Source organism: Acidobacteriota bacterium, from assembly GCA_016196065.1.
Taxonomy (GTDB): Bacteria; Acidobacteriota; Terriglobia; order Terriglobales; family Acidobacteriaceae; genus Acidiflorens.
Window position 1 is genome coordinate 274,866 of the sequence record JACPYL010000025.1, and the last position, 25,009, is coordinate 299,874.

33 protein-coding genes are annotated in these 25,009 nt (G+C 56.9%); 1 reads left to right on the forward strand and 32 read right to left on the reverse strand.

Annotated elements, in window-relative coordinates; genetic code table 11:
* Positions 1–13 precede the first annotated feature (13 nt).
* The 26 genes from secY to HY010_19065 all read right to left on the reverse strand — a co-directional run bounded on the left by secY (position 14) and on the right by HY010_19065 (position 16,826).
* A complete protein-coding gene (secY, locus tag HY010_18940; protein ID MBI3477816.1) occupies positions 14–1,396 on the reverse strand; it encodes a preprotein translocase subunit SecY in 1,383 nt (460 codons plus the stop codon).
* Complete coding sequence (gene rplO, locus HY010_18945; protein ID MBI3477817.1) at positions 1,396–1,833, reverse strand: 50S ribosomal protein L15; 438 nt, start codon at positions 1,831–1,833, stop codon at positions 1,396–1,398. Before rplO ends, secY begins: the two co-directional genes overlap by 1 nt.
* Before the next feature lie 82 nt (positions 1,834–1,915).
* Positions 1,916–2,119 (reverse strand): 50S ribosomal protein L30, encoded by a 204-nt coding sequence (rpmD, locus tag HY010_18950; protein ID MBI3477818.1) that lies wholly within the window; start codon positions 2,117–2,119, stop codon positions 1,916–1,918.
* 74 nt (positions 2,120–2,193) lie between these two features.
* The gene (gene rpsE, locus HY010_18955) at positions 2,194–2,703 is read right to left on the reverse strand and encodes a 30S ribosomal protein S5 (protein MBI3477819.1); all 510 of its coding nucleotides are present in this window, start codon (positions 2,701–2,703) and stop codon (positions 2,194–2,196) included.
* A 101-nt stretch (positions 2,704–2,804) separates the two neighbouring features.
* On the reverse strand, positions 2,805–3,170 hold the full coding sequence (gene rplR / locus HY010_18960; GenBank protein MBI3477820.1) for a 50S ribosomal protein L18: 366 nt from the start codon (positions 3,168–3,170) through the stop codon (positions 2,805–2,807).
* Positions 3,171–3,272: 102 nt separating this feature from the next.
* Positions 3,273–3,812 (reverse strand): 50S ribosomal protein L6, encoded by a 540-nt coding sequence (gene rplF, locus HY010_18965; GenBank protein MBI3477821.1) that lies wholly within the window; start codon positions 3,810–3,812, stop codon positions 3,273–3,275.
* A gap of 61 nt (positions 3,813–3,873) precedes the next feature.
* On the reverse strand, positions 3,874–4,272 hold the full coding sequence (rpsH, locus tag HY010_18970; GenBank protein MBI3477822.1) for a 30S ribosomal protein S8: 399 nt from the start codon (positions 4,270–4,272) through the stop codon (positions 3,874–3,876).
* A gap of 141 nt (positions 4,273–4,413) precedes the next feature.
* The gene (locus HY010_18975; GenBank protein ID MBI3477823.1) at positions 4,414–4,599 is read right to left on the reverse strand and encodes a type Z 30S ribosomal protein S14; all 186 of its coding nucleotides are present in this window, start codon (positions 4,597–4,599) and stop codon (positions 4,414–4,416) included.
* A 93-nt stretch (positions 4,600–4,692) separates the two neighbouring features.
* A complete protein-coding gene (rplE, locus tag HY010_18980; protein ID MBI3477824.1) occupies positions 4,693–5,325 on the reverse strand; it encodes a 50S ribosomal protein L5 in 633 nt (210 codons plus the stop codon).
* Between the two features lie 138 nt (positions 5,326–5,463).
* Positions 5,464–5,802 (reverse strand): 50S ribosomal protein L24, encoded by a 339-nt coding sequence (locus HY010_18985; protein MBI3477825.1) that lies wholly within the window; start codon positions 5,800–5,802, stop codon positions 5,464–5,466.
* Between the two features lie 22 nt (positions 5,803–5,824).
* Positions 5,825–6,196, reverse strand: a complete 372-nt coding sequence (gene rplN / locus HY010_18990; GenBank protein ID MBI3477826.1) for a 50S ribosomal protein L14 — start codon at positions 6,194–6,196, stop codon at positions 5,825–5,827.
* A 20-nt stretch (positions 6,197–6,216) separates the two neighbouring features.
* The gene (gene rpsQ / locus HY010_18995; GenBank protein ID MBI3477827.1) at positions 6,217–6,543 is read right to left on the reverse strand and encodes a 30S ribosomal protein S17; all 327 of its coding nucleotides are present in this window, start codon (positions 6,541–6,543) and stop codon (positions 6,217–6,219) included.
* Entirely contained in the window at positions 6,543–6,755 is a 213-nt protein-coding gene (rpmC, locus tag HY010_19000) for a 50S ribosomal protein L29 (GenBank protein MBI3477828.1), read from the reverse strand. The genes rpsQ and rpmC overlap by 1 nt, the downstream gene beginning before the upstream one ends.
* A gap of 80 nt (positions 6,756–6,835) precedes the next feature.
* On the reverse strand, positions 6,836–7,249 hold the full coding sequence (gene rplP / locus HY010_19005; GenBank protein MBI3477829.1) for a 50S ribosomal protein L16: 414 nt from the start codon (positions 7,247–7,249) through the stop codon (positions 6,836–6,838).
* 99 nt (positions 7,250–7,348) lie between these two features.
* Positions 7,349–8,026, reverse strand: a complete 678-nt coding sequence (rpsC, locus tag HY010_19010; protein MBI3477830.1) for a 30S ribosomal protein S3 — start codon at positions 8,024–8,026, stop codon at positions 7,349–7,351.
* Between the two features lie 90 nt (positions 8,027–8,116).
* Positions 8,117–8,614 carry a 50S ribosomal protein L22 gene (gene rplV / locus HY010_19015; GenBank protein MBI3477831.1) on the reverse strand — a complete coding sequence of 166 codons (498 nt, stop codon included), beginning with the start codon at positions 8,612–8,614 and terminating at the stop codon, positions 8,117–8,119.
* Between the two features lie 74 nt (positions 8,615–8,688).
* The gene (gene rpsS / locus HY010_19020; GenBank protein ID MBI3477832.1) at positions 8,689–9,027 is read right to left on the reverse strand and encodes a 30S ribosomal protein S19; all 339 of its coding nucleotides are present in this window, start codon (positions 9,025–9,027) and stop codon (positions 8,689–8,691) included.
* A 78-nt stretch (positions 9,028–9,105) separates the two neighbouring features.
* Positions 9,106–9,933 carry a 50S ribosomal protein L2 gene (gene rplB / locus HY010_19025; protein ID MBI3477833.1) on the reverse strand — a complete coding sequence of 276 codons (828 nt, stop codon included), beginning with the start codon at positions 9,931–9,933 and terminating at the stop codon, positions 9,106–9,108.
* A gap of 109 nt (positions 9,934–10,042) precedes the next feature.
* A complete protein-coding gene (locus HY010_19030; protein MBI3477834.1) occupies positions 10,043–10,336 on the reverse strand; it encodes a 50S ribosomal protein L23 in 294 nt (97 codons plus the stop codon).
* Entirely contained in the window at positions 10,337–11,050 is a 714-nt protein-coding gene (gene rplD, locus HY010_19035) for a 50S ribosomal protein L4 (GenBank protein ID MBI3477835.1), read from the reverse strand. It abuts the gene before it with no gap.
* 85 nt (positions 11,051–11,135) lie between these two features.
* Positions 11,136–11,870, reverse strand: coding sequence for a 50S ribosomal protein L3 (gene rplC / locus HY010_19040; protein ID MBI3477836.1), 735 nt, complete (start codon positions 11,868–11,870; stop codon positions 11,136–11,138).
* 114 nt (positions 11,871–11,984) lie between these two features.
* On the reverse strand, positions 11,985–12,311 hold the full coding sequence (rpsJ, locus tag HY010_19045; protein ID MBI3477837.1) for a 30S ribosomal protein S10: 327 nt from the start codon (positions 12,309–12,311) through the stop codon (positions 11,985–11,987).
* Between the two features lie 131 nt (positions 12,312–12,442).
* Complete coding sequence (tuf, locus tag HY010_19050) at positions 12,443–13,630, reverse strand: elongation factor Tu (GenBank protein ID MBI3477838.1); 1,188 nt, start codon at positions 13,628–13,630, stop codon at positions 12,443–12,445.
* A gap of 73 nt (positions 13,631–13,703) precedes the next feature.
* Positions 13,704–15,797: an elongation factor G gene (gene fusA, locus HY010_19055; protein MBI3477839.1), complete on the reverse strand. Its 2,094-nt coding sequence runs from the start codon at positions 15,795–15,797 to the stop codon at positions 13,704–13,706.
* A 91-nt stretch (positions 15,798–15,888) separates the two neighbouring features.
* Positions 15,889–16,359: a 30S ribosomal protein S7 gene (gene rpsG, locus HY010_19060; GenBank protein ID MBI3477840.1), complete on the reverse strand. Its 471-nt coding sequence runs from the start codon at positions 16,357–16,359 to the stop codon at positions 15,889–15,891.
* 89 nt (positions 16,360–16,448) lie between these two features.
* Entirely contained in the window at positions 16,449–16,826 is a 378-nt protein-coding gene (locus tag HY010_19065; GenBank protein ID MBI3477841.1) for a 30S ribosomal protein S12, read from the reverse strand.
* 711 nt (positions 16,827–17,537) lie between these two features.
* Between HY010_19065 and HY010_19070 the strand changes: the two genes are divergently transcribed.
* A complete protein-coding gene (locus HY010_19070; GenBank protein MBI3477842.1) occupies positions 17,538–19,955 on the forward strand; it encodes a hypothetical protein in 2,418 nt (805 codons plus the stop codon).
* Positions 19,956–20,101: 146 nt separating this feature from the next.
* Here the strand turns inward: HY010_19070 and nusB are convergent, their stop codons facing one another.
* The 6 genes from nusB to HY010_19100 all read right to left on the reverse strand — a co-directional run bounded on the left by nusB (position 20,102) and on the right by HY010_19100 (position 24,961).
* A complete protein-coding gene (nusB, locus tag HY010_19075; GenBank protein ID MBI3477843.1) occupies positions 20,102–20,509 on the reverse strand; it encodes a transcription antitermination factor NusB in 408 nt (135 codons plus the stop codon).
* An 83-nt stretch (positions 20,510–20,592) separates the two neighbouring features.
* Positions 20,593–21,111 (reverse strand): 6,7-dimethyl-8-ribityllumazine synthase, encoded by a 519-nt coding sequence (locus HY010_19080; GenBank protein MBI3477844.1) that lies wholly within the window; start codon positions 21,109–21,111, stop codon positions 20,593–20,595.
* Between the two features lie 291 nt (positions 21,112–21,402).
* The gene (locus tag HY010_19085; protein MBI3477845.1) at positions 21,403–22,185 is read right to left on the reverse strand and encodes an enoyl-CoA hydratase/isomerase family protein; all 783 of its coding nucleotides are present in this window, start codon (positions 22,183–22,185) and stop codon (positions 21,403–21,405) included.
* A gap of 109 nt (positions 22,186–22,294) precedes the next feature.
* Positions 22,295–22,717, reverse strand: coding sequence for a hypothetical protein (locus tag HY010_19090; protein ID MBI3477846.1), 423 nt, complete (start codon positions 22,715–22,717; stop codon positions 22,295–22,297).
* Positions 22,718–22,777: 60 nt separating this feature from the next.
* The gene (locus tag HY010_19095; GenBank protein ID MBI3477847.1) at positions 22,778–23,677 is read right to left on the reverse strand and encodes a 3-hydroxyacyl-CoA dehydrogenase family protein; all 900 of its coding nucleotides are present in this window, start codon (positions 23,675–23,677) and stop codon (positions 22,778–22,780) included.
* A gap of 84 nt (positions 23,678–23,761) precedes the next feature.
* On the reverse strand, positions 23,762–24,961 hold the full coding sequence (locus tag HY010_19100; GenBank protein ID MBI3477848.1) for an acetyl-CoA C-acetyltransferase: 1,200 nt from the start codon (positions 24,959–24,961) through the stop codon (positions 23,762–23,764).
* Positions 24,962–25,009 lie beyond the last annotated feature (48 nt).

Consider the following 25,009-nt stretch of genomic DNA (forward strand, 5'->3'; position numbering starts at 1 on the left):
GGCTCTCAATCTCCTACCAGGTTCGGCGTCCGCGCAAACGGCCACTCTTCGGAGTAAATCCGTCATAGTGCCGCATGATCAGTTGCGCCTCAATCTGTGTAACCGTGTCCATGGCGACTCCCACCACGATCAATGTCGAAGTGCCGCCAAAATAGAAATTCACGCCCAAGCCGTTCAGCAGCCAGGTCGGAAGATTTTCCAGGTATCGCCCCACCAGCCACAAGTGATTCAACTTGATGCCGGTAATCATCCACTCGGGAATCAGCGAGATGATGACGAGGTAGAGCGCGCCGATAATCGTAATCCGCGTGAGCACGTCGTTGATGTAGTCCGCGGTGCGCTTACCTGGCCGGATGCCGGGAATAAACCCGCCGTACTTCCGCATATTGTCGGCAACCTCGTTCGGATTGAACACGATCGAGATGTAGAAGTAGGCAAAGAAGATGATTCCCAGCGCGTAGAGCGTGGCATACAACGGCTCTCCCCAGCGCAGGGCGTCGAGCATCGGACCAATCACTTTATTGTTGTGAAATGGAGTGCCTAACATCTGCGGCAATGCGAGGATCGACGACGCGAAGATGACCGGCATGACGCCGCCCGCGTTGACACGCAGCGGCAAGTGCGTGGACTGCCCGCCCATGACTTTGCGCCCAACCACGCGCTTGGCGTACTGCACCGGAATCCGGCGCTCGCTGCGTTCGACGTAAACAATGAACGCCACCACGGCGACCATCAAAACCAGCAGCATGATGATGGCTGGGAATGTAAACGCTCCCCAGGCGTCGTTTTTCGCTTTTTCGTAGAGATCGATGATGCCGCGCGGCAATCCGGTCACGATGCCGGCAAAGATCAGCAACGACATGCCGTTACCGATTCCGCGCTCCGTGATCTGCTCGCCCAGCCACATGATGAATGCCGAACCAGTTGTGAGGGTCAGCATGGTCATCAGGATGAAACCAGGGCCGGGATTCGTAACGAAGTCGCCTGCTTTTTCCAGGCTGATAGCAATACCAAAAGATTGCACCGCGCTCAGGATCACCGTCACATAGCGTGTCCACTGGGTGATCTTCTTGCGGCCCATCTCACCTTCTTTTTGCAGCTTGGCCAGCGGCTCGTAAACCACGGTCAACAACTGAAGGATGATGGACGCCGTAATATACGGCATGATGCCGAGAGCGAAAATCGTCAGACGGCGAAGATTGCCGCCGCTGAACAGGTCCACAAAACCGAGAACCGTGCCCCGGTTCTGTTCAAAGAACTGCGCCAGTCGCTCGCCGTTGATTCCCGGCGTGGGAACGTGCCCGCCCAGGCGATACACCGCCAAGATGCCGAGCGTGAAGAGCACGCGCTTACGAAGGTCGGGTACCCGGAAGATGTTCGCCAGCTTTTCCAACATTACTGCAAGACCTCAAACTTGCCGCCCGCCTTGGTGATTTTTTCCTGAGCAGTCTTGGAAAATTTGTGAGCCTTCACGTTGAGCGCGGTTTTCAACTCACCCGTCCCAAGAATCTTGACTTGCTGCTTGCCTTTGATGACGCCGGCCTTACGCAGCGATTCCGGAGTGATCTCACTTACGCCCATCGCTTCCAGGCGGTCCAGATTCACGACGGAAAACTCATCACGGAATACATTCGTAAACCCGCGCTTCGGCATACGGCGGTGCAGCGGCATCTGGCCGCCTTCAAAACCGCGCAACAAGCGCGCGCCCGAACGCGACCACTGTCCCTTATGTCCGCGCGACGAAGTCTTGCCCATGCCGGACCCCATACCGCGTCCGACCCGCTTGCGCTTTTCCGTTGCCTTACGTGGAGCCCGTATCGTCGATAAATTCATAGTCAAATCCTAGTTGTCAGGTCTTAAGGTATTAGGTCTTAGAAATGCCAGACGACAGATTTTTCTGAGACCTGACTTCCTGCTACTTCACGATCGCAACTAAATGCGGGACTTTCTTCACCATGCCGCGGATGGCGGCGTTGTCCGGCCGCTCGATGACCTGGTTCAGCCGCGTGAAACCCAGCCCCTTGATGACCAGCTTCTGTTTCACTGGGGTGCAAATCGCCGACCGCACCCACTTGATCTGGATCTTGCCGCTCGCCGCTTTCGATGTCTTCGTTGTCATTACTATTCCCGCTTCTGGCTTCTAGCTTCTGGCCACTAGCTAGGAGCTAGTAGCTAGCAGCCAAGAGCTCGAATTTACAGTTCTTGCGACGATTTGCCGCGCAACGCCGCCACTTCTTCCCGGTTCTTCAATTTTTTCAACGCGTCAAATGTGGCCTTGATCACGTTATGGGGATTCGTCGTCCCAATCGACTTGGTCAGCACATTCTGAATGCCCGCCGAAGTCATAACCGCACGCACCGCGCCGCCCGCAATCACGCCCGTGCCTTCCGGCGCCGGCTTGAGCAGCACCCGGCCCGAGCCATAACGTCCCAGCGAAATGTGTGGGACCGTGGTCTGAGTCAGGTTGATGTGCATCAGGTTCTTCTTCGCCGATTCGATTCCTTTGCGGATGGCCTGCGGCACTTCCTTCGCCTTGCCGGAGCCGTATCCGACCACCGCCGCCGACGGATCGCCGACAACAACCAGCGCCGCGAACGACAGGTTCTTACCGCCCTTGACGACTTTCGTCACGCGGTTGATCGAAACTACCTGGTCTTTCAACTGATACGAAGCCGCATCGAGCTTCTTAATGACTGTTGGCATGAAATCTCATTCCCATCTCGGCTGCTGGCTTCTGGCCACTAGCTTCTAGCAAGCAATTTCTTTGATCGCTAGTAGCTAGCAGCCAGTGGCTAGTAGCTCGACTAAAACTTTAATCCTGCTTCTCGCGCCGCTTCTGCCAGCGCCTTGATTCGCCCGTGATACAGATAACCACCGCGGTCGAATACGACCTGCGAAATTCCTTTTTCCTTGGCTCGGTCCGCAATGACTTTGCCTACGTTTTTGGCCGACGCCACGTTTCCGCCAGTTGCGCGATCGCTCTTCTTGCCCTCAGCCGTAGAGGCTGCGGCAATCGTCTCGCCCTTGAGATCGTCAATCAACTGCGCGTAGATGTGGTTCAGCGACCGGTACACATTCAGCCGCGGACGTTCCGGCGTACCGACAACCTTCTTCCGGATACGATCATGCACCCGCTGCCGGGTAACGTTTTTTGATGTTCTGCTCAGCATGGAATCAGTCCTTCGTCGTTCGCTGTTCGTCGCTCGTCTTTCGTCGCTCGCGATTCGCAAAACCCGCGAACAGCCAACGACGAACCGCGAACGACGGAATTCTTACTTCGCTCCGGTCTTGCCAACCTTCTTCTTCAAGCGCTCGCCGGAATAGCGGACGCCTTTGTTCTTGTACGGATCCGGCGGACGCAGACTGCGCATTTCAGCCGCAACCTGTCCCACCTTCTGGCGGTCGATACCCGTCAGAGACAACTTCGTCTGCTTCGCATCCACCGCGCACTCCACGCCCGTGGGCAGTGGATATTCGATCGGATGCGAATAGCCCAGGCTGAATACGACCATGCCCTTGCCCTTCATTTCCGCGCGATAACCGATGCCGACGATTTCCAGATCTCTCGTCCAGCCGGTGGTGACGCCCTGCACGGCGTTATTGACCAGCGCACGCGCCAGCCCATGAACCGCGGCCTGCGAATCGTTCTCGCGCACCGCAAGCAAGTTGCCGTCCTTCTGCTCAATCTTGATACCGGACGGAAGTGGCGTATCCAGTTTGCCTTTCGGCCCCTGGACCCGCACCGTGTTGCCATCAACGTTAACCGTCACGCCCTTCGGGATCGCAATCGGCTTTTTTCCAATTCGTGACATAAGTTCGCTCTTGGCTTCTAGCTTCTGGCTACTAGCTAGGCGCTAGCAGCTGGCAGCTGCTTTACCAGACTTCGCACAACAACTCACCACCCAGACCTTGCCGGCGCGCCTGGCGTCCGGTCATCACGCCTTTCGGCGTGGTCAGGATGTTGATGCCGAGGCCGCCCAGTACTCGCGGAATCTCGGTGCGCCGCACGTACACACGGCATCCCGGACGCGACACACGCGCCAGGTTCGAGATCACTGCCTCGTTGTTGTTGCCATACTTCAGATAAACGCGCAGGACCTTGTGGCCCTCTTCTTCCGTCGGCTTGAAGTTGGCAATGAAGCCTTCTTCTTTCAAAATGCGGGCAATTTCCGTCTTCAGTTTCGAAGCTGGAATATCCACTTTCTGGTGCCGCGCGCGAATCGCGTTACGGATACGCGCCAACATGTCTGCGACCGGATCGGTCAACCTCATCTTCTGCTTCTCCTCGAGCCGCCCGTTCGCTCCGCGTCAAGCGGAGAACCTGCAGCAGCTTGTTTGTTGCTATCCGTTGTTCGTCCTTCGCTGTTCGCATCTCGCCTTAGGCGAAGGACGAACGGCGAACGACGACCTTTCCTACCAGGACGACTTCGAAACTCCGGGGATTTCGCCCCGCAGCGCCAACTGCCGGAAACACAGACGGCACAAGCCAAACTTACGCAAATAGGCTCGTGGACGTCCGCACAGCTTGCAGCGGTTATGCTTGCGTGACGAGAACTTCGGCTTTCTCGCATCCTTCACTCGCTTTGCTGTAGTTGCCAAACTTAGCTCCTAGCTTCTAGCTCTTAGCTTCTAGCTCAACATCCGGCCGTGCCAAGATCTCTTGCTTCTGCAATCTGACTTCTTACTTCTGCCTTAGGCTCTGAACGGCATCCCGAGATGCTTTAACAACACGCGGCTCTGATCGTCCGACCGCGCCGTCGTCACAATCGTGACGTTCATGCCTTTCAGTTTGTCGACCTTCGCGTAGTCAATTTCCGGGAAGATCAACTGATCGTGCAGGCCCAGCGTATAGTTGCCGCGTCCATCAAACGACTTCGTCGAGACTCCGCGAAAATCCCGGACACGTGGGAGCACGATGCTGACCAGGCGATCGAAGAATTCGTACATCCGATCCCCACGCAACGTGACCATAGCTCCAATCGGCATGCCTTCGCGGACCTTGAAGGCCGCAATCGACTTCCGAGCCCGCGTGACCACCGGCTTCTGACCGGTAATCTGACCCAGTTCGTTGACCGCTGGATCAAGGATCTTTGCGTTCTGCGTTGCTTCGCCTACGCCCATGTTCACGACAATCTTGTTGAGCCGTGGAACAGCAGCGGGGTTCTTGAGTTCGAGTTCTTTCATCAACGCGGGCGCCAGTTCCTTCTCGAACCGGACACGCAACCGGGGACGCTCTTTTGCCGAATGCCGCGGGGCTCCCGCTGCCGCCTTCGGCTCATCCTGCGGCTTGCCGCCCTTGCCTTTTTTCTGTTCTTCTTTCGCCATATTCGTTGCTGCCTTCTCTCACGGTTTCGGACTTGGCTTCTGGCTGCTAGCTACTGGCTCCTAGCAATCCACGCCTTCCCGGTTCGTGAGTACCTTCAATCCTGAGCACGCTAATAGCTAGTAGCCAGAAGCTAGCAGCTATTTATCCAGAGTCGTCTTGCACTTCTTGCAGACTCGCACCTTGCGATCGCCGCGCAATTCGTGTCCCACGCGGACCGGACCGCAAGTCCCGCAGACGAGCGCTACATTCGCAATCGAAATCCGGCGTTCCTGCTCCGCGATGCCGCCCTTCGATTTCTGGCTGGGCTTCATGTGCTTCTTGACCATCATCACGTGCTCGACCAGCACCTTGGCTTCGTCAGGAAACACGCGCAGTACGCGGCCTTCCTTGCCCGCATCGCGTCCCGTCATGACTTTCACGGTGTCGTTCCGTTTGATGTCGACGCGCTTGTGAATCTTCGTTGTTGCTGTTCCCATTGCTAAATTCCTTCTCTGGCCTCTACAGAACTTCTGGCGCCAGCGACACAATCTTCAGAAATTTCTTGTCGCGCAGTTCACGCGCTACCGGACCAAATACGCGGGTACCAACCGGCTCGCCCGCATCATTGATCAGCACGGCCGCATTCGAATCGAACCGGATATAAGTTCCGTCCCGGCGGCGATGCTCTTTGCGGGTGCGCACGATGACTGCCTTCACCACTTTGCCCTTCGTAACCTGGCCATCCGGCGAAGCTTCTTTCACGCTGGCCGTGATCACATCGCCGAGGCCGGCGTGTAAACCGGTCGAGCCTCCCAGCGGCATAATCATTTGCAGCTTTCGGGCGCCGGAATTATCGGCAACCTCGAGCATGGATCTCATCATTACGGCCATGTTCGTTTCTCCCTTCGCCTCTACTTACCGGTCGCGACGATATCGACGTCGGCGTTCACTTCCGGCACCAGTGCCGTCTTGCGCACAATTTCTTTCAGCGTCCAGCGCTTCAACCGCGACAACGGACGTGATTCCTCAATGCGCACCGTGTCCCCGATGTGGCACTCGTTTTTGTCGTCGTGCGCGTAAAACTTCTTGCGGATCGAGATCACGCGCTTGTAAAGCGGATGCGCTTTCTTGCGGGTGACTTCGACCACAATCGTCTTTTGCATCTTGTTCGAGACCACGGTCCCGATCAAAATTTTACGGCCGCTGTGCGGTTCCGCCTGGCCTGTGGTGTCTACCATTACTTTTTCTCCGTCTTGCGGGCGCCCAGTTCCTGTTCGCGCAGGACCGTCTTCACACGCGCGATATCACGGCGCAACCCGCGAATCTTCTTCAAGCTCTCGGTCTGTCCCATATTCATCTGGAACTTGAGCTTGAACAGCTGATCAGCCAGTTCCCGCTCCTGGTTCTTGAGCTCCACGTCCGTCAAATCGCGTATCTTTTCAACCTTCATAAAATCAGTTCTCAGTTCTGAGTTGTCAGTTCTCAGTAGGAGCTTACTTCTGCAATCCCAACCACTGACCTCTGCAATCTCTACAGTACTTGCCGTTCCACAAATGTCGTCCGCAACGGCAGCTTGTGGGACGCCAGCCGCATCGCTTCCTTGGCATCGGTGATGGTCACACCTTCCATCTCAAACAGGATCTTTCCCGGTTTTACGACCGCGACCCAGTGATCCGGAGCGCCCTTGCCCTTGCCCATACGGGTTTCGGCAGGCTTCTTGGTGACTGGCTTGTCGGGAAACAAACGAATCCAGATCTTGCCGCCGCGCTTTACAAAACGCGTCATCGCCACACGGCTGGCTTCAATCTGGCGGTCAGTAATCCAGCCCGGTTCCAACACCTTCAGCCCGAACTTGCCAAAGGCCAGTTCCGAGCCGCGCCACGCCTTCCCGCACATCCGCCCGCGCTGTTGCTTGCGGTACTTAACCTTCTTCGGCATCAACATAAGAATCAGTTCCCAGTTCTCAGTTGCCAGTTCTCAGTAAAAGCTCTTGACCCTGGCGGCTTTTACCTCTGCAATCTGACTTCTAACCTTTGCGATTCCTTAGAACGCTCCGGTCGTCTCACGCGCGGGAGTTGCTTCGCGCTTCTTCGCCGGCAAAATTTCGCCTTTGTAAATCCAGCACTTCACGCCGATCACGCCATACGTGGTTCGTGCTTCCGTGAAACCGTACTCGATATCGGCACGCAGTGTGTGCAACGGCAAGCGGCCCTGGAGATACCATTCTGAACGCGCGATTTCGTTTCCGTTCAAGCGGCCACTCACACGAACTTTGATTCCTTTGCATCCGAAACGCAGCGCCGAATCCACCGACTTGCGCATCGCGCGACGGAAGCCAACCCGCTTTTCCAGCTGCAGCGCAATCGACTCCGACACCAGCTGTGCATCGAGTTCCGGCTTGTGTACTTCCAGAATGTCGATGAACACCTCGCGCCCGGCCATGCGCTTCTGTACTTCGGCTTTGAGCTTGTCGATTTCCGCGCCCTTACGTCCGATGATGATGCCCGGACGCGCGGTTTTGATTAGGACGCGCAGCTTGTTGCCGGGACGCTCGATTTCGATCGAGCTCACGCCTGCTGACTTGAGCTTCTCTTTCAGCTCGGCCTTCAGCTTGACGTCTTCCAGCAGCTGCTTGTCGTAATCCCGCTCGGCAAACCAGCGCGACTTCCACGGCTTCGTGTATCCCAGCCGAAACCCGTAAGGATGTACTTTTTGTCCCATCGTTGCTCCTAAACTTGCTCGCTGTTCTTGTCGTTCGTCCTTCGCTATCCGCCGTTCGCAAAGCGCGAAGGACGAACCGCCAACGACGCTCTACTTCTTCGAAGTCGTTTTCTTGCCCGCTACTTTTTTCTTCGCCGGCGGTTTTGCTTTCGCCTTCACAGCAGCCCGCTTTGCCGGTGCGGCCGACTTTGTACCCGACGTTTCTTCGCCGACTACGGTCGCCACCGAAGCGCCATTCCGGTTGCGTTCCGCCAGGACGATTTCCAGGTGCGCAATCCTGCGCACAAATCGGAACGCACGTCCCATCGGCGCCGGACGAACCCGCTTCATGCGCGGACCATCGTTAGCTACGGCCGTCTTGACGTACAAGTTGTCGAGGTCGACGTCGAGGCCTTTTTCCGTGCTCAGGAAATTGGCATTATCAATCGCCGACTGCAACAGTTTGCCCACCGTCGCCGCCACCCGCTTCTTGGTGAAGAGCAGCGTATTCCGCGCTTCTTCGACCCTGCGTCCTTTGATCAAGTTCAGCACCAGCCGCGCCTTCTGCGGCGATACGCGCATGAACCGTGCTTCCGCTCGAAATTCCATAATGTCTCTCAACTCTTAAGCTTCCAGCCACTCGCTCTTAGCTCCTAGCCAGAAGCTAGCAGCCAGCAGCGTCCTTACGCCTTCGGCGCCGCCGGGGATGGTGCTCCCGGACCGCCCGGAGGGCCTGCCGGCCGCGCTGCCGTTTCGGTAGCCGCCCGCATGGAGTGTCCCTTGAACTGCCGGGTGAAACTGAATTCGCCCAGTTTGTGTCCCACCATATTTTCGGTCACATAGACGGGGATGAACTTTCTCCCGTTATGCACCGCGATGGTGTGACCCACCATTTCCGGTGTGATGGTTGAACGCCGCGACCAGGTGCGGAGCACCTTCTTTTCGTTGCGTGCGTTCATGCCTTCGATCTTGGTGGACAAGTGCGTATCCACGAACGGCCCTTTTTTTGTCGAACGTGCCATAAGTCAGTTCCTAGTTCCCAGTTCTTGGTTCTCAGCGAACCAAAACTGTTTTGCTCGCGGCTCGAAGCTCGCGGCTTCCTATCGTTTCTTGCTACGGCCCACGATGAACGCGTCCGTACGCTTGTTGTTGCGCGTCTTGAAGCCGCGCGTCGGCTGGCCCCATGGAGTCACAGGATGCCGTCCGCCTGAAGTCTTACCTTCACCACCACCATGCGGATGGTCGACCGGGTTCATCGAAACGCCGCGGTTATGCGGACGCTTTCCAACCCAGCGCGTACGTCCCGCCTTGCCCCAAGTGACGTTCTCGTGGTCCACATTGCCGACCTGCCCAATCGTCGCCAGGCAGTCCTGCAGAACTTTCCGCGTTTCGCCGGAAGGCAATTTCACCAGCGCGTAGTCGCCTTCTTTCGCAACCAGCTGCGCCGAACCGCCCGCCGAACGGACCATCTGCGCGCCTTTGCCGGGCTTCAGTTCGACGTTGTGGATGGTCGTGCCGGGCGGAATATTGCGCAACGGCAACGCGTTCCCGACCAGGATGTCCGCTTCGGGACCACTCAAAATCTTCTGTCCAACCTTCAATCCATCGGGCTGAACGATGTAGCGCTTCTCGCCATCCGCATAATTCAGGAGGGCAATGCGCGCCGACCGGCCGGGATCGTATTCGATCGTCGCCACCACCGCCGGAATGCCGTGCTTGTCGCGCTTGAAATCGATTGTGCGCAGCAGCCGCTTGTTGCCGCCGCCCCGGAACCGCATCGTGGTATCGCCGGAGTTGCGCCGACCGCCCGATCGGATCTTGCCTTCCACCAGCGGCTTGTGCGGCTTCTTCGACGTAATGTCGTCAGTCGTCACCGACGTGCGGTAGCGCAGCGTCTGCGTTCTCGGTCTGTATGTCTTAATCGGCATGTTCGCTCTCAGCTTTCGGTCGCTCGTCGTCGGTCATTAGTCGTTTGCGATTTCCGCTTGCGCCATCGCTGTTGCCCACGACGAACGACCAGCGACTAACGACGCTCTACTACAGATTCTGCGCGTACTCCGGCATCTTCTCGCCGGCCTTCAGGCGCACATACGCCTTCTTCCAATCCGGACGGTAGCCAGTAAACTTTCCCCGCCGCCGTTCTTTTCCCGGATAGTTCGCGGTCCGGATCGAAGCCACTTTCACTTTGAAAATGGCCTGCACCGCTTCCTTGATTTCGGTCTTGGTCGCCTTCGGCGCTACCTGGAACACCAACGTGTTCTGGCTTTCCTTAATGCTCAAGCCTTTTTCGGTAATCACGGGCTTCTGGATGATCTGATAAGCGGATTTCATTTACGCCACCTCCGCTTTCTTTTTTGTCCGTCGCGCAGGTTTCTTTTCAGCCTTCGCAGGTTCGTCATGCTGCCGTCGTGACGACGACTTGCGCAGCGAGTCCTGCAATTTTTCAAGCGCCGGTTGTGCGAATACCACCTGGCTGTAACGCATCAGGTGATAGGGATGTACTTCATTTCCCCGCACCAGCTGCAACCCGTCGATATTGCGCGAACTCAACTCCAGATTGCGATTTTCCGCCGCCGATACCTCGACCAGAAGCGTGGTGCCATCGATCTTCAACTTGTCGAGCGAGGCCCGAAACAGCTTGGTCTTGGTTTCCTTGAGATCAAAATTCTTCACCACCATGAGCTTGCCGTCGGCAAACTTGGCAGCCAGCGCTGAACGGAGCGCGCCCAGCAACTTCTTCTTGGGGAACGCGTACTCATACGAACGCGGTTGTGGTCCATGGACAGTGCCGCCATGACGCCAGAGTGGCGAGCGGATCGAGCCGATACGCGCCCGCCCCGTGCCCTTCTGTTTCCAAAGCTTCTTGCCCGATCCGGAAACGCGCCAGCGGTTCTTGGTCGCATGCGTGCCGGCGCGCCTGGAAGCGGTGTAATGCTTGATCGCTTCCCATAGCAGGTCTTCGTTGACCGCGCCGAAGACTTCATCGGCGAGATCCATGGTCCCGGCCTTGCCGCCGTTCAAATTGTAGATATCAATCGATGCCATAGCTGTTATCCATCTGTCGCTGGTCGTTCGTCGTTGGTCGTTCGCAAAACCCCTAACGACTAACGACCGAAGACTAACGACCGCCTTATGCTTTCTTCGCCGCTCTCTTCGCCGCCTTCAACGGATCGACCGTAGCCGAACCCGCGAATCCGCGACGCTCTCGAGGCGGTTTCTTCGCCTTGCTGATAATGATGTATCCGCCGTTCGGACCCGGAACGCTGCCTTCAACGACCAGCAGGTTTTCGTCCTTGTCGACGCCCAGCACGCGCAGGTTACGCGTCGTGATGCGCGCGTTACCCATATGTCCCGACATCCGCATACCCTTGAACACACGCGACGGAAACGCCGAAGAGCCGATCGAGCCGGTGATTTGGAACATCGATCCGTGTGATTTCGGGCCACCCGCAAAATGGTGGCGCTTCACGACACCCTGGAACCCGTGGCCTTTACTGGTACCCACGATGTCGACAAATTTTTCGCTTTCGAAAATGTCGACCAGAATCCGGTCGCCCACTTTCACGGCCACTTCGTTGGCCGCTTCCTTCTCTTCCAACTCAACCGCAACCTCGCGCAAGAACTTCATCGGAGGCAGGTTGTGCTTGGCAAAGTGTCCCTGCATGGCCTTAGACAGTTTCTTTGCTTTCACAAATTCAACCAGGCCAATCTGCGCGGACTCATAACCATCTTTGGTGCTGGTCTTGTGCTGCGTAATCACGCAGGGCCCTGCTTGCAAGACCGTCGCCGGCCGCACATCGCCCTTCGAATCGAAGAGCTGCGTCATGCCGACTTTCTTCCCGAGGATGCCTGTAACCTTCGCCATTTCCTTCTCCATTCCCAGCTTGGCTCGCCATTTCGGCGGCTATTGGCTGGGTGGTCCATGTGGGGACAGGTCTCTGACCTGTCCATGCAGGTCGAAGACCTGCATCCACACAACCTATTTATGTTCTTTCCCGAATGCCTTGATCTCGACATCCACTCCAGCCGGCAGATCGAGCTTCATCAGCGCATCGACCGTCTGTTGCGTCGGCTCGAGAATATCGAGCAGGCGCTTGTGGGTGCGGATCTCAAACTGTTCCCGCGACTTCTTGTCCACGTGCGGCGAACGCAACACGCAGTATTTGTTCTTCATCGTGGGCAAAGGAATCGGACCGGCAATCTGCGCGCCCGTACGTTTCGCGGTTTCCACGATCTCGCCCGTCGACTGATCGAGGATCCGATAGTCGTAAGCTTTTAAGCGAATTCGAATTCTTTCTTTTCCAATCACGGTGTCACTCTCTTTACCCCTCCCGGCCTTCCGGGAAGAAAGATCTGGCGGCAAGATGCAAGCCGCTTTGTAGCTTCTGGCTGCTAGCTTTTAGCTCCTAGCTGGAGGCTAGTAGCTAGAAGCTGTATTTATTGAACAATCTCCGCAATCGTGCCGGCGCCGACCGTGTGGCCGCCTTCGCGAATCGCGAACCGCAAACCTTTTTCCATCGCCACCGGAGTGATCAACTCGATCACCAGGCTCACGTTATCGCCCGGCATCACCATTTCCGTGCCCGCCGGCAACTCCGCAATCCCCGTCACGTCCGTCGTGCGCAGGTAAAACTGCGGACGATAGCCCTTGAAGAACGGCGTATGTCGTCCACCTTCTTCTTTCGTCAGAATGTAGACTTCCGCCTTGAACTTGGTGTGCGGCGTGATCGATCCGCCCTTCGCCAAGACCATCCCGCGCTCGACATCTTCTTTCGCAATGCCGCGCAGCAACAGGCCAGCGTTGTCGCCTGCCAGACCTTCGTCCAATTGCTTCTTGAACATTTCAACGCCCGTCACCACCGTCTTGCGCGTCTCGCGGAAGCCGACGATCTCTGCTTCTTCGCCAACCTTCACCTTGCCACGCTCAATGCGGCCCGTGACTACAGTTCCACGACCCTGAATCGAGAAGATGTCTTCGATCGGCATCAGGAACGGCTTATCCAGTTCGCGCGCCGGTTGCGGCACGCTCTTGTCCACCGCTTCCATCAACGCGTCGATCTGCTTTTCCCACTTCTCTTCGCCGTTCAAAGCGCCGAGAGCCGACAACCGAACCACCGGCACGTCGTCGCCCGGGAATTTGTAGGTCTTCAGCAGTTCGCGTACTTCGAGTTCAACTAGATCGAGCAGTTCGGGATCGTCCACCGCGTCGCACTTATTGAGCGCGACAACGATGTACGGCACACCAACCTGACGGGCAAGCAGTACGTGCTCCCGCGTCTGCGGCATCGGACCATCGGTCGCTGCTACCACGAGAATCGCGCCATCCATCTGCGCCGCACCCGTGATCATGTTCTTGATGTAATCCGCGTGACCCGGGCAATCGACGTGCGCGTAGTGCCGGTTCGCCGTCTCATACTCGACGTGCGCGGTCGCGATGGTTATGCCACGAGCCTTTTCTTCCGGCGCGTTATCGATCGAATCGAACGACCGGAACTTAATGTTCGGGTTGTGCTTCGACAATACCTTCGTGATCGCCGCCGTCAACGTCGTCTTGCCATGGTCAATGTGACCAATCGTCCCTACGTTGCAGTGCGGCTTTGTCCGATCAAATTTTTCTTTCGCCATGTTTTAGCCTCTAGCTACTAACTTCTAGCTTGCTCTGTTGTGGCGCGGGCGCCCTCGCCCGCGTAACTCACTACTATCTCGCAGGCGTCTTTCCCTGGGTCTTGGCGATAATTTCATCCGCCACTGACCTCGGGGCTTCTTCGTAACGCGCAAAGTGCATCGAGTATTCCGCGCGGCCCTGCGTCGACGAACGCATGTGAGTCGCATAACCAAACATTTCCGCCAGAGGCACGATCGCCTTGATGACCTGCGATCCGGCACGATGCTCCATGCCTTCAATGCGTCCGCGACGTGAACTCAGGTCGCCCATGATCGTGCCCGCGTAATCTTCCGGAGTTACGACTTCAACTGCCATCACCGGTTCCAACAGCACCGGAGAAGCTTTGCGAGCTGCTTCCTTGAACGCCATCGATCCAGCGATCTTGAATGCCATTTCGTTCGAATCGACGTCGTGATAGCTGCCGTCGTAAAGCGTTGCTTTCACGTCAACCATCGGATAGCCGGCGAGAATTCCGCCTTCGAGCGCTTCGCGAATGCCCTGGTCGATCGGCTTGATGAATTCCTTGGGTACTGATCCACCCGTGATGTCGTTGACGAATTCGTAGCCCGTCCCCGCCGGTTGCGGGTCGAGATAAATCTTGGCGTGTCCGTATTGACCCTTGCCGCCGGTCTGACGGATGTATTTGCCTTCCGCCTCGGAGTGCTTACGGATAGTCTCGCGATAAGCAACCTGCGGTTTGCCGACGTTCGCTTCGACTTTGTACTCGCGCATCATGCGGTCGACGATGATTTCCAGATGCAACTCGCCCATGCCGCTGATGATGGTCTGTCCGCTATCGGGATCGGTGTGAACCTTGAAGGTGGGATCTTCCTGCGCCAGCCGCGCCAGCGCCATACCCATTTTTTCCTGGTCAGCCTTGGTCTTCGGTTCGACTGCAACGGAAATGACCGGCACCGCAAACGTGATCGACTCGAGCAACACGGGATGCTCTTCGTTACAGATCGTGTCTCCCGTGCCAACATTCTTCAAGCCAACCGCCGCGCAAATGTCGCCCGCCAGAATTTCCTGAATGTCTTCGCGCTTATTGGCGTGCATTTTCAGCAAACGCCCAATGCGCTCGTGCTTCTGGGTGCGGGCATTCATGACCGATTCGCCCGACTTGAGCTGTCCGGAGTACACGCGGATAAACGTCAACTGACCGACGTAGGGATCGGCCATGATCTTGAACGCCAGTGCCGAGAACGGCTCTTTATCGTTCGCCTTGCGCGTAACCGGCTGCCCGTCTTCCGGATTCGTCCCGTGCGTATCGGGAGTATCAAGGGGGGAGGGCAGATAGTCGACAACCGCATCCAGCAGCGGCTGGACACCTTTATTCTTGAATGCCGTTCCAACTACCACCGGGAAAAGTTTCAGCGCGATGGTCGACTTGCGGAGCGAGGCTTTCAGCTCTTCGGCGGAAATTGCTTCGCCTTCCAGAAATTTATGGAGAATGTCGTCGTCGTTTTCAGCGACTGTCTCGACCAACTGGGTGTGGAATGCGTCGGCCTTCTTTTTCAACTCCGCGGGAATTTCTTCGGTCGCGTATTCCGATCCAATCGTCTCGTCGTGCCAGATGATCGCCTTCATCTCGACCAGGTCGATCACGCCTCTGAACTTATCTTCTTGTCCGATGGGAATCTGAATCGCGACGGGCTTGGCATTGAGGCGCTTGCGGAGGGTATCGACGGCATGCTCGAAATCAGCACCCATCTTGTCAATCTTGTTAATGAAGCAAATTCGCGGGACGCCGTATTTATCGGCCTGGCGCCAGACTTTTTCGGACTGCGGCTGCACGCCGTGAACGGCGTCAAATACCGCGACTGCGCCGTCGAGCACGCGCAGGGATCGTTCCACCTCGGCCGTAAAATCCACGTGGCCGGGTGTGTCGATGATGTTGATGCGAATGTCGCGCCAGGTGCAGGTGGTGGCGGCGGATGTGATCGTGATGCCGCGCTCCTGCTCCTGCTCCATCCAATCCATGGTCGCAGTTCCTTCATGGACCTCGCCAATGCGGTGCGTGCGTCCCGTATAGAATAGGATGCGCTCCGTGGTCGTGGTCTTTCCGGCATCAATGTGCGCCATGATGCCGATATTCCTGCAACGCTCTAATGGGACTGTTCTGGCCACTGTAGTTCTCTACTCTTTCTGGGTCTTAAAATCTGAAAATCAGCTTCTAGCTGCTGGCTCCTAGCTAGTAGCTAGAAGCTAGTAGCCGTCTTTACCACCGATAGTGCGCGAAAGCCTTGTTCGCTTCCGCCATGCGGTGAACGTCTTCCTTCTTCTTGATCGCGGCGCCTTTACCGTTGGCCGCATCCAGCAATTCATTGGTCAATTTGTCGACCATGCCTTTTTCGCCACGACCGCGCGAGTACGTCACGATCCAGCGGATCGCGAGCGACGTCCGGCGATCCGGACCAACTTCGATCGGCACCTGATAGTTCGCGCCGCCGACGCGCCGCGTCTTTACTTCGAGCAAAGGCTTGGCATTCTCAACAGCCTTCTTGAACAGCTTCAAGGCTTCGTCGCCACCCTTTTCCTGCAGGTTGGTGAGCGCCTTATAGAAGATGCCTTCGGCAGTCGACTTCTTGCCCTGCCACATCATCGAGTTGATGAACTTCGTCACTAGATCCGACCCATAGACCGGATCCGCTTCTACCGTCCGCTTCGGAGTGTGTCCTTTACGAGGCATTTCAGCTTCTAGCTCCTGGCCACTAGCTTCTAGCTAAGGCCGATTCGACTAACGACTAACGACTAACGACCATCGACGAACGACGGGTTTTACGATTTTTTCGCGCGTTTCGCGCCGTACTTCGAACGTCCCTGCTGGCGGTTCGCCACACCGGTTGCATCCAGCGTTCCGCGCACTACGTGATACCGTACGCCCGGCAGATCCTTCACGCGGCCCCCGCGGATCAGCACAATCGAGTGCTCCTGCAGGTTGTGGCCGACGCCTGGAATGTACGTGGTCACTTCGATCCCATTCGTCAACCGGACGCGCGCCACTTTGCGCAACGCCGAGTTCGGCTTCTTGGGAGTCTGGGTATACACGCGGGTGCAAACTCCGCGCTTCTGCGGACACGACTGCAGCGCCGGACTTGCGGTCTTGTATTTCGTCCGTTCGCGGCCTTGCTTCACGAGCTGATTAAATGTCGGCACTCTTGCCACTCCCAGACGCGGCCAACCGCGTCTCGACCACAAAATTCATCCGGCCACACACTCACCCGCAGACGCACACTGACTGCGTCTCCGGTCTGGCACAGGCTCACAAGCCCGGCCATACTCTCCCGCACGGCTTTTCCAATTACGGCCGGCCGGTGAGAAATTCAGTTTCCCGTTTCAGACTGTCGCCGACGACGGTGACGCCACGCCCAACCCCACTTCGGTCCGGAGGCGCTCCGTTTCGTCTGCTTCTCCTGCATAGCCTCGCGTGTCTCCCACAATCTGGGCGCGGTGGTTTTCGCAGGACATTTCAGCGAGGGCGTCTTCGGTCTAGTGTTGCCAAACCGAAGCCGTATTTCTTCAGAGCTCAGCCAAGATTTTCCCAGCACCCAGAGGCGGCGTATATTGCCCAGCCCAACAGGTACCGTACACAGGCAAGCCAGACTAACTCGCGGAACCTTTTGATAATAGCAAGTGACTTGCACATCGTCAACCACTCTGGCACGCATCTGAACAAAGCAGGTGCCAGGTTTCAGGTCTTAGGCGTCAGGACCCAGAATTAAAGGCTCCACGGGAGCTCGGTCGACTCGCGCCCAAGACCTGATACCTGTTCTGCTGCGCTTGCTCAAACTGACAATGACCTTCTACACTGACTGCTTTCCGCTACACACTACGCTCGCGTCTGGAAAACGGACGCGAGGAGGGTTCATGGATTTTCGCAGTATGGATCGTTACAAGACAGACCGTCCTCATAATTTGGCCCGCCCTACTAGAGACCGTGGAAATCGTCGCCGTGCCGGCTTACTTCTTCTAGCGGCGCTCGTGGCACTCCTGGCTCTAACCGGTTGTATCGGCAAGAGCACTGCGAATCCCCAGGGCGGCAACGTCCAGACTGTGACCATCAACCCGACTGCGACCACGTCTCTGGAATTTGGAAAGACTCAGAACTTCAGCGCCTCGGCCCGTGATTCCGCGGGTCGCACTGTGTTTACGACCATCCACTTTCTTTCCGATAACAACGCCGCACTCACGATTTCCAACAACGGCGTCGCCTGCGCCGGAGTCTGGGACTCGCTGAGCAATCCCGTACGCTGCACACCTGGTGTCGAAGGCATCGCCCACGTGACCGCAGAGGCCGCTGGCGTCAGCAGCACGCAAGTAACGATCTACGTTCACCAGCATATTCAGAGCATCCTGGTCACACCGGTAGGCACACAGCAGTGCCTGAAGCCTCCCTGTACATGTTTCTCGCAAGGCACCACTGCGAATTTTCAGGCCACCGCTTACGGCGCTAATAACTTTGATATCACCAGTACCGTAGGGCCGATCAGCTGGTTGGTCACGACTGCGGGTGTGCTCACAATCACCTCTGACACCAACCTCCCGAATAACCAGGTGGAGGTCACGGCAAAGACACCCGGAATCACGCAATTGCTTGCCAGTGCGTCCGGTACCACCGGCGTCCCGTTTGGCTACACGACTTGCCTCGTGAAATCGATCATGCTGCAAGTGCAAGGCGGTTCGGGAAACTCAACCTCCCTCAACGGCGGCGGAACAAAGACATTGGTGGCCACGGTTCTGGACACCTTGGACGTGGCTTTGACCAAGCCGCCTCTGACCTGGAGTACCTCGAATCCCGAGGTCGCCACCGTGAACTCCTCAGGCACGGTCACCGGACGCCAAACAGCTGGCACCGCTGATATTTCTGCATCCTGCACGCCGCCGACCTGCAACATTGGAGTCCTCCCCGGACTTTCCCTGTATTCCACCGGGGGCACGCTGAAGAACGGCCAATCCGCTTTCGGCGTTATCGTCGCAAACGTCACACAGGCCAAGCCGCCCACGGCAACCGCGTGGGCCGCAACCACTGACTGCAAGGACAACTTCAATTGCACGAGCGCGATGTTTCCCGTGGTCACGGGAAAAGAACCTATCGGCACAGCGATTGGCGTTCCCTATACACCGAACTCGATGCGCTTCACTCCCGCCGGGGGACGCGTGTACATGGGCAGTGACAAGGGCCTGATGTTTGTGGATGTCGGCAGCCAGTCGCCGGCGGTGGGTACTGTTGCCCAGGCAACGACTCCCTGCAATGTCGCCGTATGCGGCAAGGTGCTGGCCATTTCCGCCGACAGTAATCGCGTAGTCGTGTCTGACACAACGACGATTCCGAACCAGGTTTACATCTTCGACGCTGCACACAGCACCACTCCTTCAGTCGACTTGCTGATCGACGGCGCCACTGCTGCCTCGTTCTCACCTGACCAGATGAAGCTTTTCATCCTGACGAACACCGGAAGGATGTTTGTCTATTCGACCGTGGACGCACTGAGTTCGGTCCCCCTTTCGACGGACGCAACGGACCTGGCTTTTTCGGCAGATGGAAGCTTCGCTTACGTGGCGGGAGTTCCGGTCAACGCTGTCTCGGGGTTTGCCACGTGTAACCTTCAGAACATCGGCTCTTCCTCGCCGGCGCTGGCATCCAATCCCCTGCGCGTGGTTCCCCTACCGTCGGTTCGAGAGGAACACATCTTCTTTTCGAACAAGGACGATGGCGACGATGACGACACGGACCCTGTCGAACATTCGGTGCTCACGCAAGATCTGATTGCTCTCGAACCGCCTAACCTGCAACTTCTCACCGCGCAGTTTTCGCGGGACTCGATTGATGACAACGATTTCAACTGCAATGCTCCGTTCTTTTATCCCGATGCGGCGTCAGGCTTCAAGTCCGGCACCACGTTCAACCTCGGCCAAGGCGCCTTCACTCCGCTCCTCATGCAAGTGACCGGAGACGGCACACAAGTCATCATCGTCGCGGAACATTTACCCGCCGTACTTATTTTCGACATCAACTCGGGTACGACGTCCGCTATCTCGCTGGTCAATAACGCGGACCCTCTGGCTGCATCCGCGACCTTGGATGGAACTCAGGTCTTCGTGGGATCTTGCGACGGCAATCCCACCAACCCGAATACCTGTGGGTCCGTCCACATCGTGAACACACAGCTTGGCGGCGATCTTCAGCAGGGCGTCTACACAAACTTCAACACCAACGACAGCATGTGTAACAACCTGCCGGGCACTCCCTGTCTACCTAACTTGATTGCCGTTAAACCGCAGTGATGGGGAGCACAGGTGAGGCGTCTGGTGCGAAGAAGATTGGCCTGCCAGGTGGGTGAGGGCTATCCAGGACGTTCTTACTGAAAATCGCCTGCTGTTCTCAGCGTTTCTTTGCGGCTAAGAGCTTTTCTGGTTGGAAGGAACAAGCACTAGCCTAGATCTTTCCCCACACTATCCAGCACTCCATTGATGAACTGGACCGACTCCGGAGTGGAAAACTTGCGCGCGATCTCGAGCGCCTCATTGATCACAACCGCTTTCGGAGTGTCCGGATAGCCCAGGAATTCGGCGACCGCTTCGCGGAGAATATTGCGATCGACTGCCGCCATGCGTTCCATACGCCAGTGCTGGGTATGCTTTTCGATCAGTCCATTGATCTCGATCGACTTGTCGCAAGCGATGCGAAAAATGTCTTCGGCAAATCCACGAACGTCTTCATCGACATTCGTGCGCTCGCCCCAGAACGATTTTCGAACGACATCGGGTTCCTGCTTCCCCATGTCGGCCTGAAACAGCATCTGCAAAGCGAGTTCGCGGGATTTGCGTCGGGTACCCAAGGTCAGTCGTTGGTCGTTCGCTGTTCGTCGTTCGTCGTTCGTCGTTCGCTTCTAGTGTACAGGGTTGGATTGCAGTGAGCGGGTCAACGCTTCGGTGCGCGGTTGGTCTTGCCTTTGCGAACGACCGAGGACGAACGACAAACGACGATACTCTTCAGATTCGCCATCTCGATCGCCGCCTGCGCGGCCTCGAATCCCTTGTTCCCCATTTTCAGCCCGGCACGATCAATCGCCTGCTCAAGAGTGTCGCAAGTCAGGACGCCGAAAGCGTGCGGGACGCCGGTCTCCTGCGCGGATTGGCCGATGCCGCGAGTGACCTCATTCACGATTACGTCGTAATGCGCCGTGTCGCCGCGAAGCAGGCAACCGATGCAGAGGATCGCATCGTACTTTTTCGTTTCGGCAAGGGTTCGAGCGGCGATGGGAATCTCAAACGCGCCCGGAACCCGTACGAGGGCAATGTCTTTTTTCTTCGCACCGGAGCGAAGAAGCCCGTCGTAAGCGCTCAGTAAAAGGCGCTCGGTAATAAAAGCATTGAAGCGTGAGACAACAATCGCGAAGCGCTTTCCGGTCGCATCGAGTTCGCCGGAGATCGACGGAATATCTTCCCGCGGAGGTCGTTCGAAATTGATCTTTGGCTTTTTCAAGACACCTATTCTTTTGGTGGACCGTCAGTCGTTGTATTTCCGGTAACAGTAATAACAGTAACCCCAAAAAACAGCATAGAAAATTGCAAAGTAAAGAACAGCTGCGATGGAATGGCGAACTTGGTATTCGCGCCATAGGTCGTGCAGCACCATTGCACCCACTGCGAGGCCCGCAATCGTGATTGTTCGTTGTTGCATCGTTCACATTGCGATACGTGTTTCCGGTAGCCGTGCGTGAAGCGTCTGCTATCGTCCCTTGAACGCCGCCGGCCGCTTCTCCAAAAACGCTGTCGTCCCTTCTTTCTTGTCTTCCGTAGCGCAGGCTACTCCGAACAGGACGGCCTCGAGATAGAGCCCCTCGGCGAGCGTCATCTCCATGCCTTTGTTGACCGCCTCCATCGCGTACTGAACGGCCAGAGGCGCGTTCGCAATGATCTTCGCGGCGATCGCTTCCGCTCGCGGAATCAGGTCGGCAGGCGCAGTCACTTCATTGACCAGCCCGATGCGATGCGCCTCCTGGGCCGTGATCATCTCGCCCGCCAGCACCATCTGCATGGCCAGTCCTTTGCCCACCAGGCGCGGGAGGCGCTGCGAGCCACCGTAGCCGGGGATAATCCCGAGCTTCACTTCCGGCTGCCCGAGTTTCGCATTGTCGCTCGCCAGGCGCATCGTGCAGGCCATGGCAATTTCGCAGCCGCCGCCGAGAGCGAATCCATTCAGGCACGCAATCACCGGCTTGCCCAGATTCTCAATCAGGTTCAGCACAGACTGTCCGCGATGGGTGTACTCCTTGCCGGATACCGCATCGTGCTTTGCCAGTTCAGCGATGTCTGCACCGGCGATGAATGCCTTTTCTCCCGCGCCAGTAAAAATCACCACGCGGACCGCAGCATCGTTCTTGATGTCATGAAACGCCGACCGCAGCTCTTCCATCGTAGCCATGTTGAGGGCGTTGAGGACCTTCGGACGATTGACCGTGACGTACGCAATCGCGTTCTTCTTATCCAGGAGAATGTTTTGGTAGGTCATAAATGTTTGTTCCGTGATCCGATACTCTCTTAACAGACCTGTCATCCTGAGCAAGAGCGAAGGATCTGCTTTCTTTTCGCTCGCTGGTAAAGCAGGTCCTTCGCTCCGCTCAGGACGACAGATTGGTGGTGGAGGCGCTCCAATAAAACCTTCTCACTTGTGGCAGCAGCAGCAACACAAGCGGCACCACAAAACTCACGGCCAACGCAATGTCGCTGCCCTCGTGGCTATGCTCGTCGAGGATGTCGTAGGTGAATACGGCCAGAACGCCGACGTCGGTCGCGAGCGAGAGCACCCATCCCCAAAGCTTCCCTTTGCACAATCCCCAGGCGGCAATCAGCGTAATCAACGCCGGAATCCCCAGCACAAGAGCACCGATCAGCAATCCGTGGACCGTATCCGCGGCGTCGGGATCAGCCAACATCTCCTGCGAACGCGTCAGTGTCAGCACGAAAACCGATAGCCCAGCCAGCACGAGGCCAAGCAAGAACTGTAAAACGTATACGACAGTGATCAACGGAGAGCGCTTCATTCGGGTCCTCCAATTGACTGCGATTTCACTTCTGCAATCCGACTGCTGATCCCAGCAATTCTAGAACGTTCCCGCCACCGGCTTTTCCGGGTTGGCGTAATCATAGAACCCGCGTCCGGATTTGCGGCCGTACCATCCTGCCATAACCAGCCGCTTCAAGAGAGGAGGCGATGCGAACCGCCGTTCTTTAAACTCGTCGTACATGACGTGCGTTATGTAGTAAGTCGTATCCAGTCCGACAAAATCGAGCAACGTAAACGGCCCCATCGGATACCCGCAACCAAGCTTCATCGCGTTGTCGATGTCTTCGATCGATCCCACGCCTTCTTCATACGCCCGGATCGCATCCAGCAGATACGGCACCAGCAGCCGGTTTACGATGAACCCCGTCTTGTCGGATGTGCGAACCGGAACTTTGCCGAGCTTTTTCGCAAACTCGTACACCGCCTCATAGACGTCCGGCGCAGTGGCGATCGTGCGGACCACTTCGACCAGTCGCATGAGGGGAACGGGATTAAAAAAGTGCAGCCCCACAAACCGCTCCGGACGCTTGGTCGCTGCCATCAATTCCGTGACCGAAATCGAGGAGGTGTTGGTTGCAAAGATCGCGTCTTTCTTCATGATGCCGTCGAGCGAATCGTACATATCCCGTTTCAGCTGGACGTTTTCGATGATCGCTTCAATCACGATGTCGCAATCCGACAGGTCCTGGCGATTGGTAGTTCCCTTCAACCGCTCTCTCGCAGCATCTTTCTGCTGCGCCGTGATCCCGCCTTTTTCCACGGGACGCTCGGCAAACTTCGCCAGCGACTTTTCAATCCCGGCAAAACCTTTGTCGAGGAGTTTCTGTTCCACCTCAAGCACCGTGACATCGAACCCAGCCATCGCCGCAACTTGCGCGATGCCGGAACCCATCAGACCGCAACCTAGAACGCCGACTTTTCTAATTTCCATATTGATTGCCTCAGATATCAGTACCCTATGAGAATTGTCATCCTGAGCGAAGCGAAGGACCTGTTGTCCTCTATATTTCCCAATCTGCTTCTACTGAAAGCTCTCCACCACCATCGCAATTCCCTGCCCGCCGCCGATGCACGCCGTCGCCAGCCCATACTTCTTCTTCCGACGCCGCAACTCGTACATAAGCGTTATCACCAGCCGCGTTCCCGTCGCTCCCAGCGGATGACCCAAGGCAATGGCTCCACCGTTGACATTCACTTTCTCGCGATCGAGTCCCAGCTCTTTCTCGACAGATAGATATTGCGCCGCAAATGCTTCGTTGACTTCGATCAGATCGATGTAGTCCAAAGTCAGTCCAGCCCGTTGCAGCGCAATCTTGGTCGCGGGCACAGGACCGCGTCCCATCAATTTCGGCTCTACGCCGGCGATGCCCCAATTCACGATTCGTCCTAGAGGATTGATATTCCGCTTCTGCGCCATCTCAAGCGACATCACCATCACCGCGGCCGCGCCATCGACAATGCCGCTGGCGTTGCCGGCAGTGACGGTCCCGCTCTTGCCGAATGCCGGACGCAGTTTCGCCAATCCTTCCATCGTCGTTTGCGGACGCCGGTGGTCGTCCTCGGTCAGCGATTCACCGGTTGGTTCGCCTTTGGAATTTCGCAGCGGCACCGGAGTCAGTTCTTCCTGGAGGCGTCCTGCCTTGTACGCCGCATCGGCAAGTTGCTGCGAACGCAGAGCGAATTCATCCTGCGCCTGTCGTGTGATGCCTTGCTGTTCGCCGTATAACTCGGCGGTATTCGCCATGTAGAGGCCGCAATAGCTGTCGAGCAGCGCGACCATCAGTGAGTCTTCCAGCTTTCCGCCGGGGGCAAGGGTAAAGCCGTCGCGACCGCGCAGAGTGAAAGGGGCTTGCGACATCGCTTCCATTCCACCTGCCAGAACGATCTTCGCTTCGTCCGTCTGGATCATCTGCGCTGCGCTGACGATCGACTGAATCCCCGAACCGCACAGCCGATTTACAGTCAGCGCCGGAGTCTCAATCGGAACGCCTGCGCGCAGGCCAACGTGCCGTGCGCCATAGATTGCGTCGCCGGAAGTTTGCTGGGCATTGCCGAAAACAACGTGATCCACGTCTTTCGGATCAACTCCCGAGCGCTCCATCGCCGCCTTCGACGCGATGGCCCCGAGTTCTTGTGCCGAGTAATCTTTGATCTTTCCGCAATAACGTCCAAAGGGCGTGCGCGCCCCGCTGACAATAGCAATATCGCCTGGTTTCAGCATGATTCCTGCTTGCAGATGAGATGGCTGGCCAGAAGCCAACCTCTAAGT

Coding starts and splice junctions, on each gene's coding strand:
- HY010_19070 (MBI3477842.1), top strand. CDS start 17,538: ATGGATTTTCGCAGTATGGATCGTTACAAGACAGACCGTCCTCATAAT.
- rplP (MBI3477829.1), bottom strand. CDS start 7,249: ATGTTGATGCCGAAGAAGGTTAAGTACCGCAAGCAACAGCGCGGGCGG.
- rplR (MBI3477820.1), bottom strand. CDS start 3,170: ATGCTGAGCAGAACATCAAAAAACGTTACCCGGCAGCGGGTGCATGAT.
- rpsC (MBI3477830.1), bottom strand. CDS start 8,026: ATGGGACAAAAAGTACATCCTTACGGGTTTCGGCTGGGATACACGAAG.
- rpmD (MBI3477818.1), bottom strand. CDS start 2,119: ATGACAACGAAGACATCGAAAGCGGCGAGCGGCAAGATCCAGATCAAG.
- HY010_19100 (MBI3477848.1), bottom strand. CDS start 24,961: ATGCTGAAACCAGGCGATATTGCTATTGTCAGCGGGGCGCGCACGCCC.
- rpsH (MBI3477822.1), bottom strand. CDS start 4,272: ATGAGGTTGACCGATCCGGTCGCAGACATGTTGGCGCGTATCCGTAAC.
- rpsE (MBI3477819.1), bottom strand. CDS start 2,703: ATGCCAACAGTCATTAAGAAGCTCGATGCGGCTTCGTATCAGTTGAAA.
- HY010_19085 (MBI3477845.1), bottom strand. CDS start 22,185: ATGACCTACCAAAACATTCTCCTGGATAAGAAGAACGCGATTGCGTAC.
- secY (MBI3477816.1), bottom strand. CDS start 1,396: ATGTTGGAAAAGCTGGCGAACATCTTCCGGGTACCCGACCTTCGTAAG.
- rplC (MBI3477836.1), bottom strand. CDS start 11,870: ATGGCGAAGGTTACAGGCATCCTCGGGAAGAAAGTCGGCATGACGCAG.
- rpsS (MBI3477832.1), bottom strand. CDS start 9,027: ATGGCACGTTCGACAAAAAAAGGGCCGTTCGTGGATACGCACTTGTCC.
- rpsQ (MBI3477827.1), bottom strand. CDS start 6,543: ATGGTAGACACCACAGGCCAGGCGGAACCGCACAGCGGCCGTAAAATT.
- HY010_19090 (MBI3477846.1), bottom strand. CDS start 22,717: ATGAAGCGCTCTCCGTTGATCACTGTCGTATACGTTTTACAGTTCTTG.
- rplV (MBI3477831.1), bottom strand. CDS start 8,614: ATGGAATTTCGAGCGGAAGCACGGTTCATGCGCGTATCGCCGCAGAAG.
- rpmC (MBI3477828.1), bottom strand. CDS start 6,755: ATGAAGGTTGAAAAGATACGCGATTTGACGGACGTGGAGCTCAAGAAC.
- rplO (MBI3477817.1), bottom strand. CDS start 1,833: ATGAATTTATCGACGATACGGGCTCCACGTAAGGCAACGGAAAAGCGC.
- rplN (MBI3477826.1), bottom strand. CDS start 6,196: ATGGCCGTAATGATGAGATCCATGCTCGAGGTTGCCGATAATTCCGGC.
- rplB (MBI3477833.1), bottom strand. CDS start 9,933: ATGCCGATTAAGACATACAGACCGAGAACGCAGACGCTGCGCTACCGC.
- rplE (MBI3477824.1), bottom strand. CDS start 5,325: ATGGCGAAAGAAGAACAGAAAAAAGGCAAGGGCGGCAAGCCGCAGGAT.
- rpsG (MBI3477840.1), bottom strand. CDS start 16,359: ATGCCTCGTAAAGGACACACTCCGAAGCGGACGGTAGAAGCGGATCCG.
- tuf (MBI3477838.1), bottom strand. CDS start 13,630: ATGGCGAAAGAAAAATTTGATCGGACAAAGCCGCACTGCAACGTAGGG.
- HY010_18985 (MBI3477825.1), bottom strand. CDS start 5,802: ATGGGAACAGCAACAACGAAGATTCACAAGCGCGTCGACATCAAACGG.
- rplD (MBI3477835.1), bottom strand. CDS start 11,050: ATGGCATCGATTGATATCTACAATTTGAACGGCGGCAAGGCCGGGACC.
- HY010_19030 (MBI3477834.1), bottom strand. CDS start 10,336: ATGAAATCCGCTTATCAGATCATCCAGAAGCCCGTGATTACCGAAAAA.
- rplF (MBI3477821.1), bottom strand. CDS start 3,812: ATGTCACGAATTGGAAAAAAGCCGATTGCGATCCCGAAGGGCGTGACG.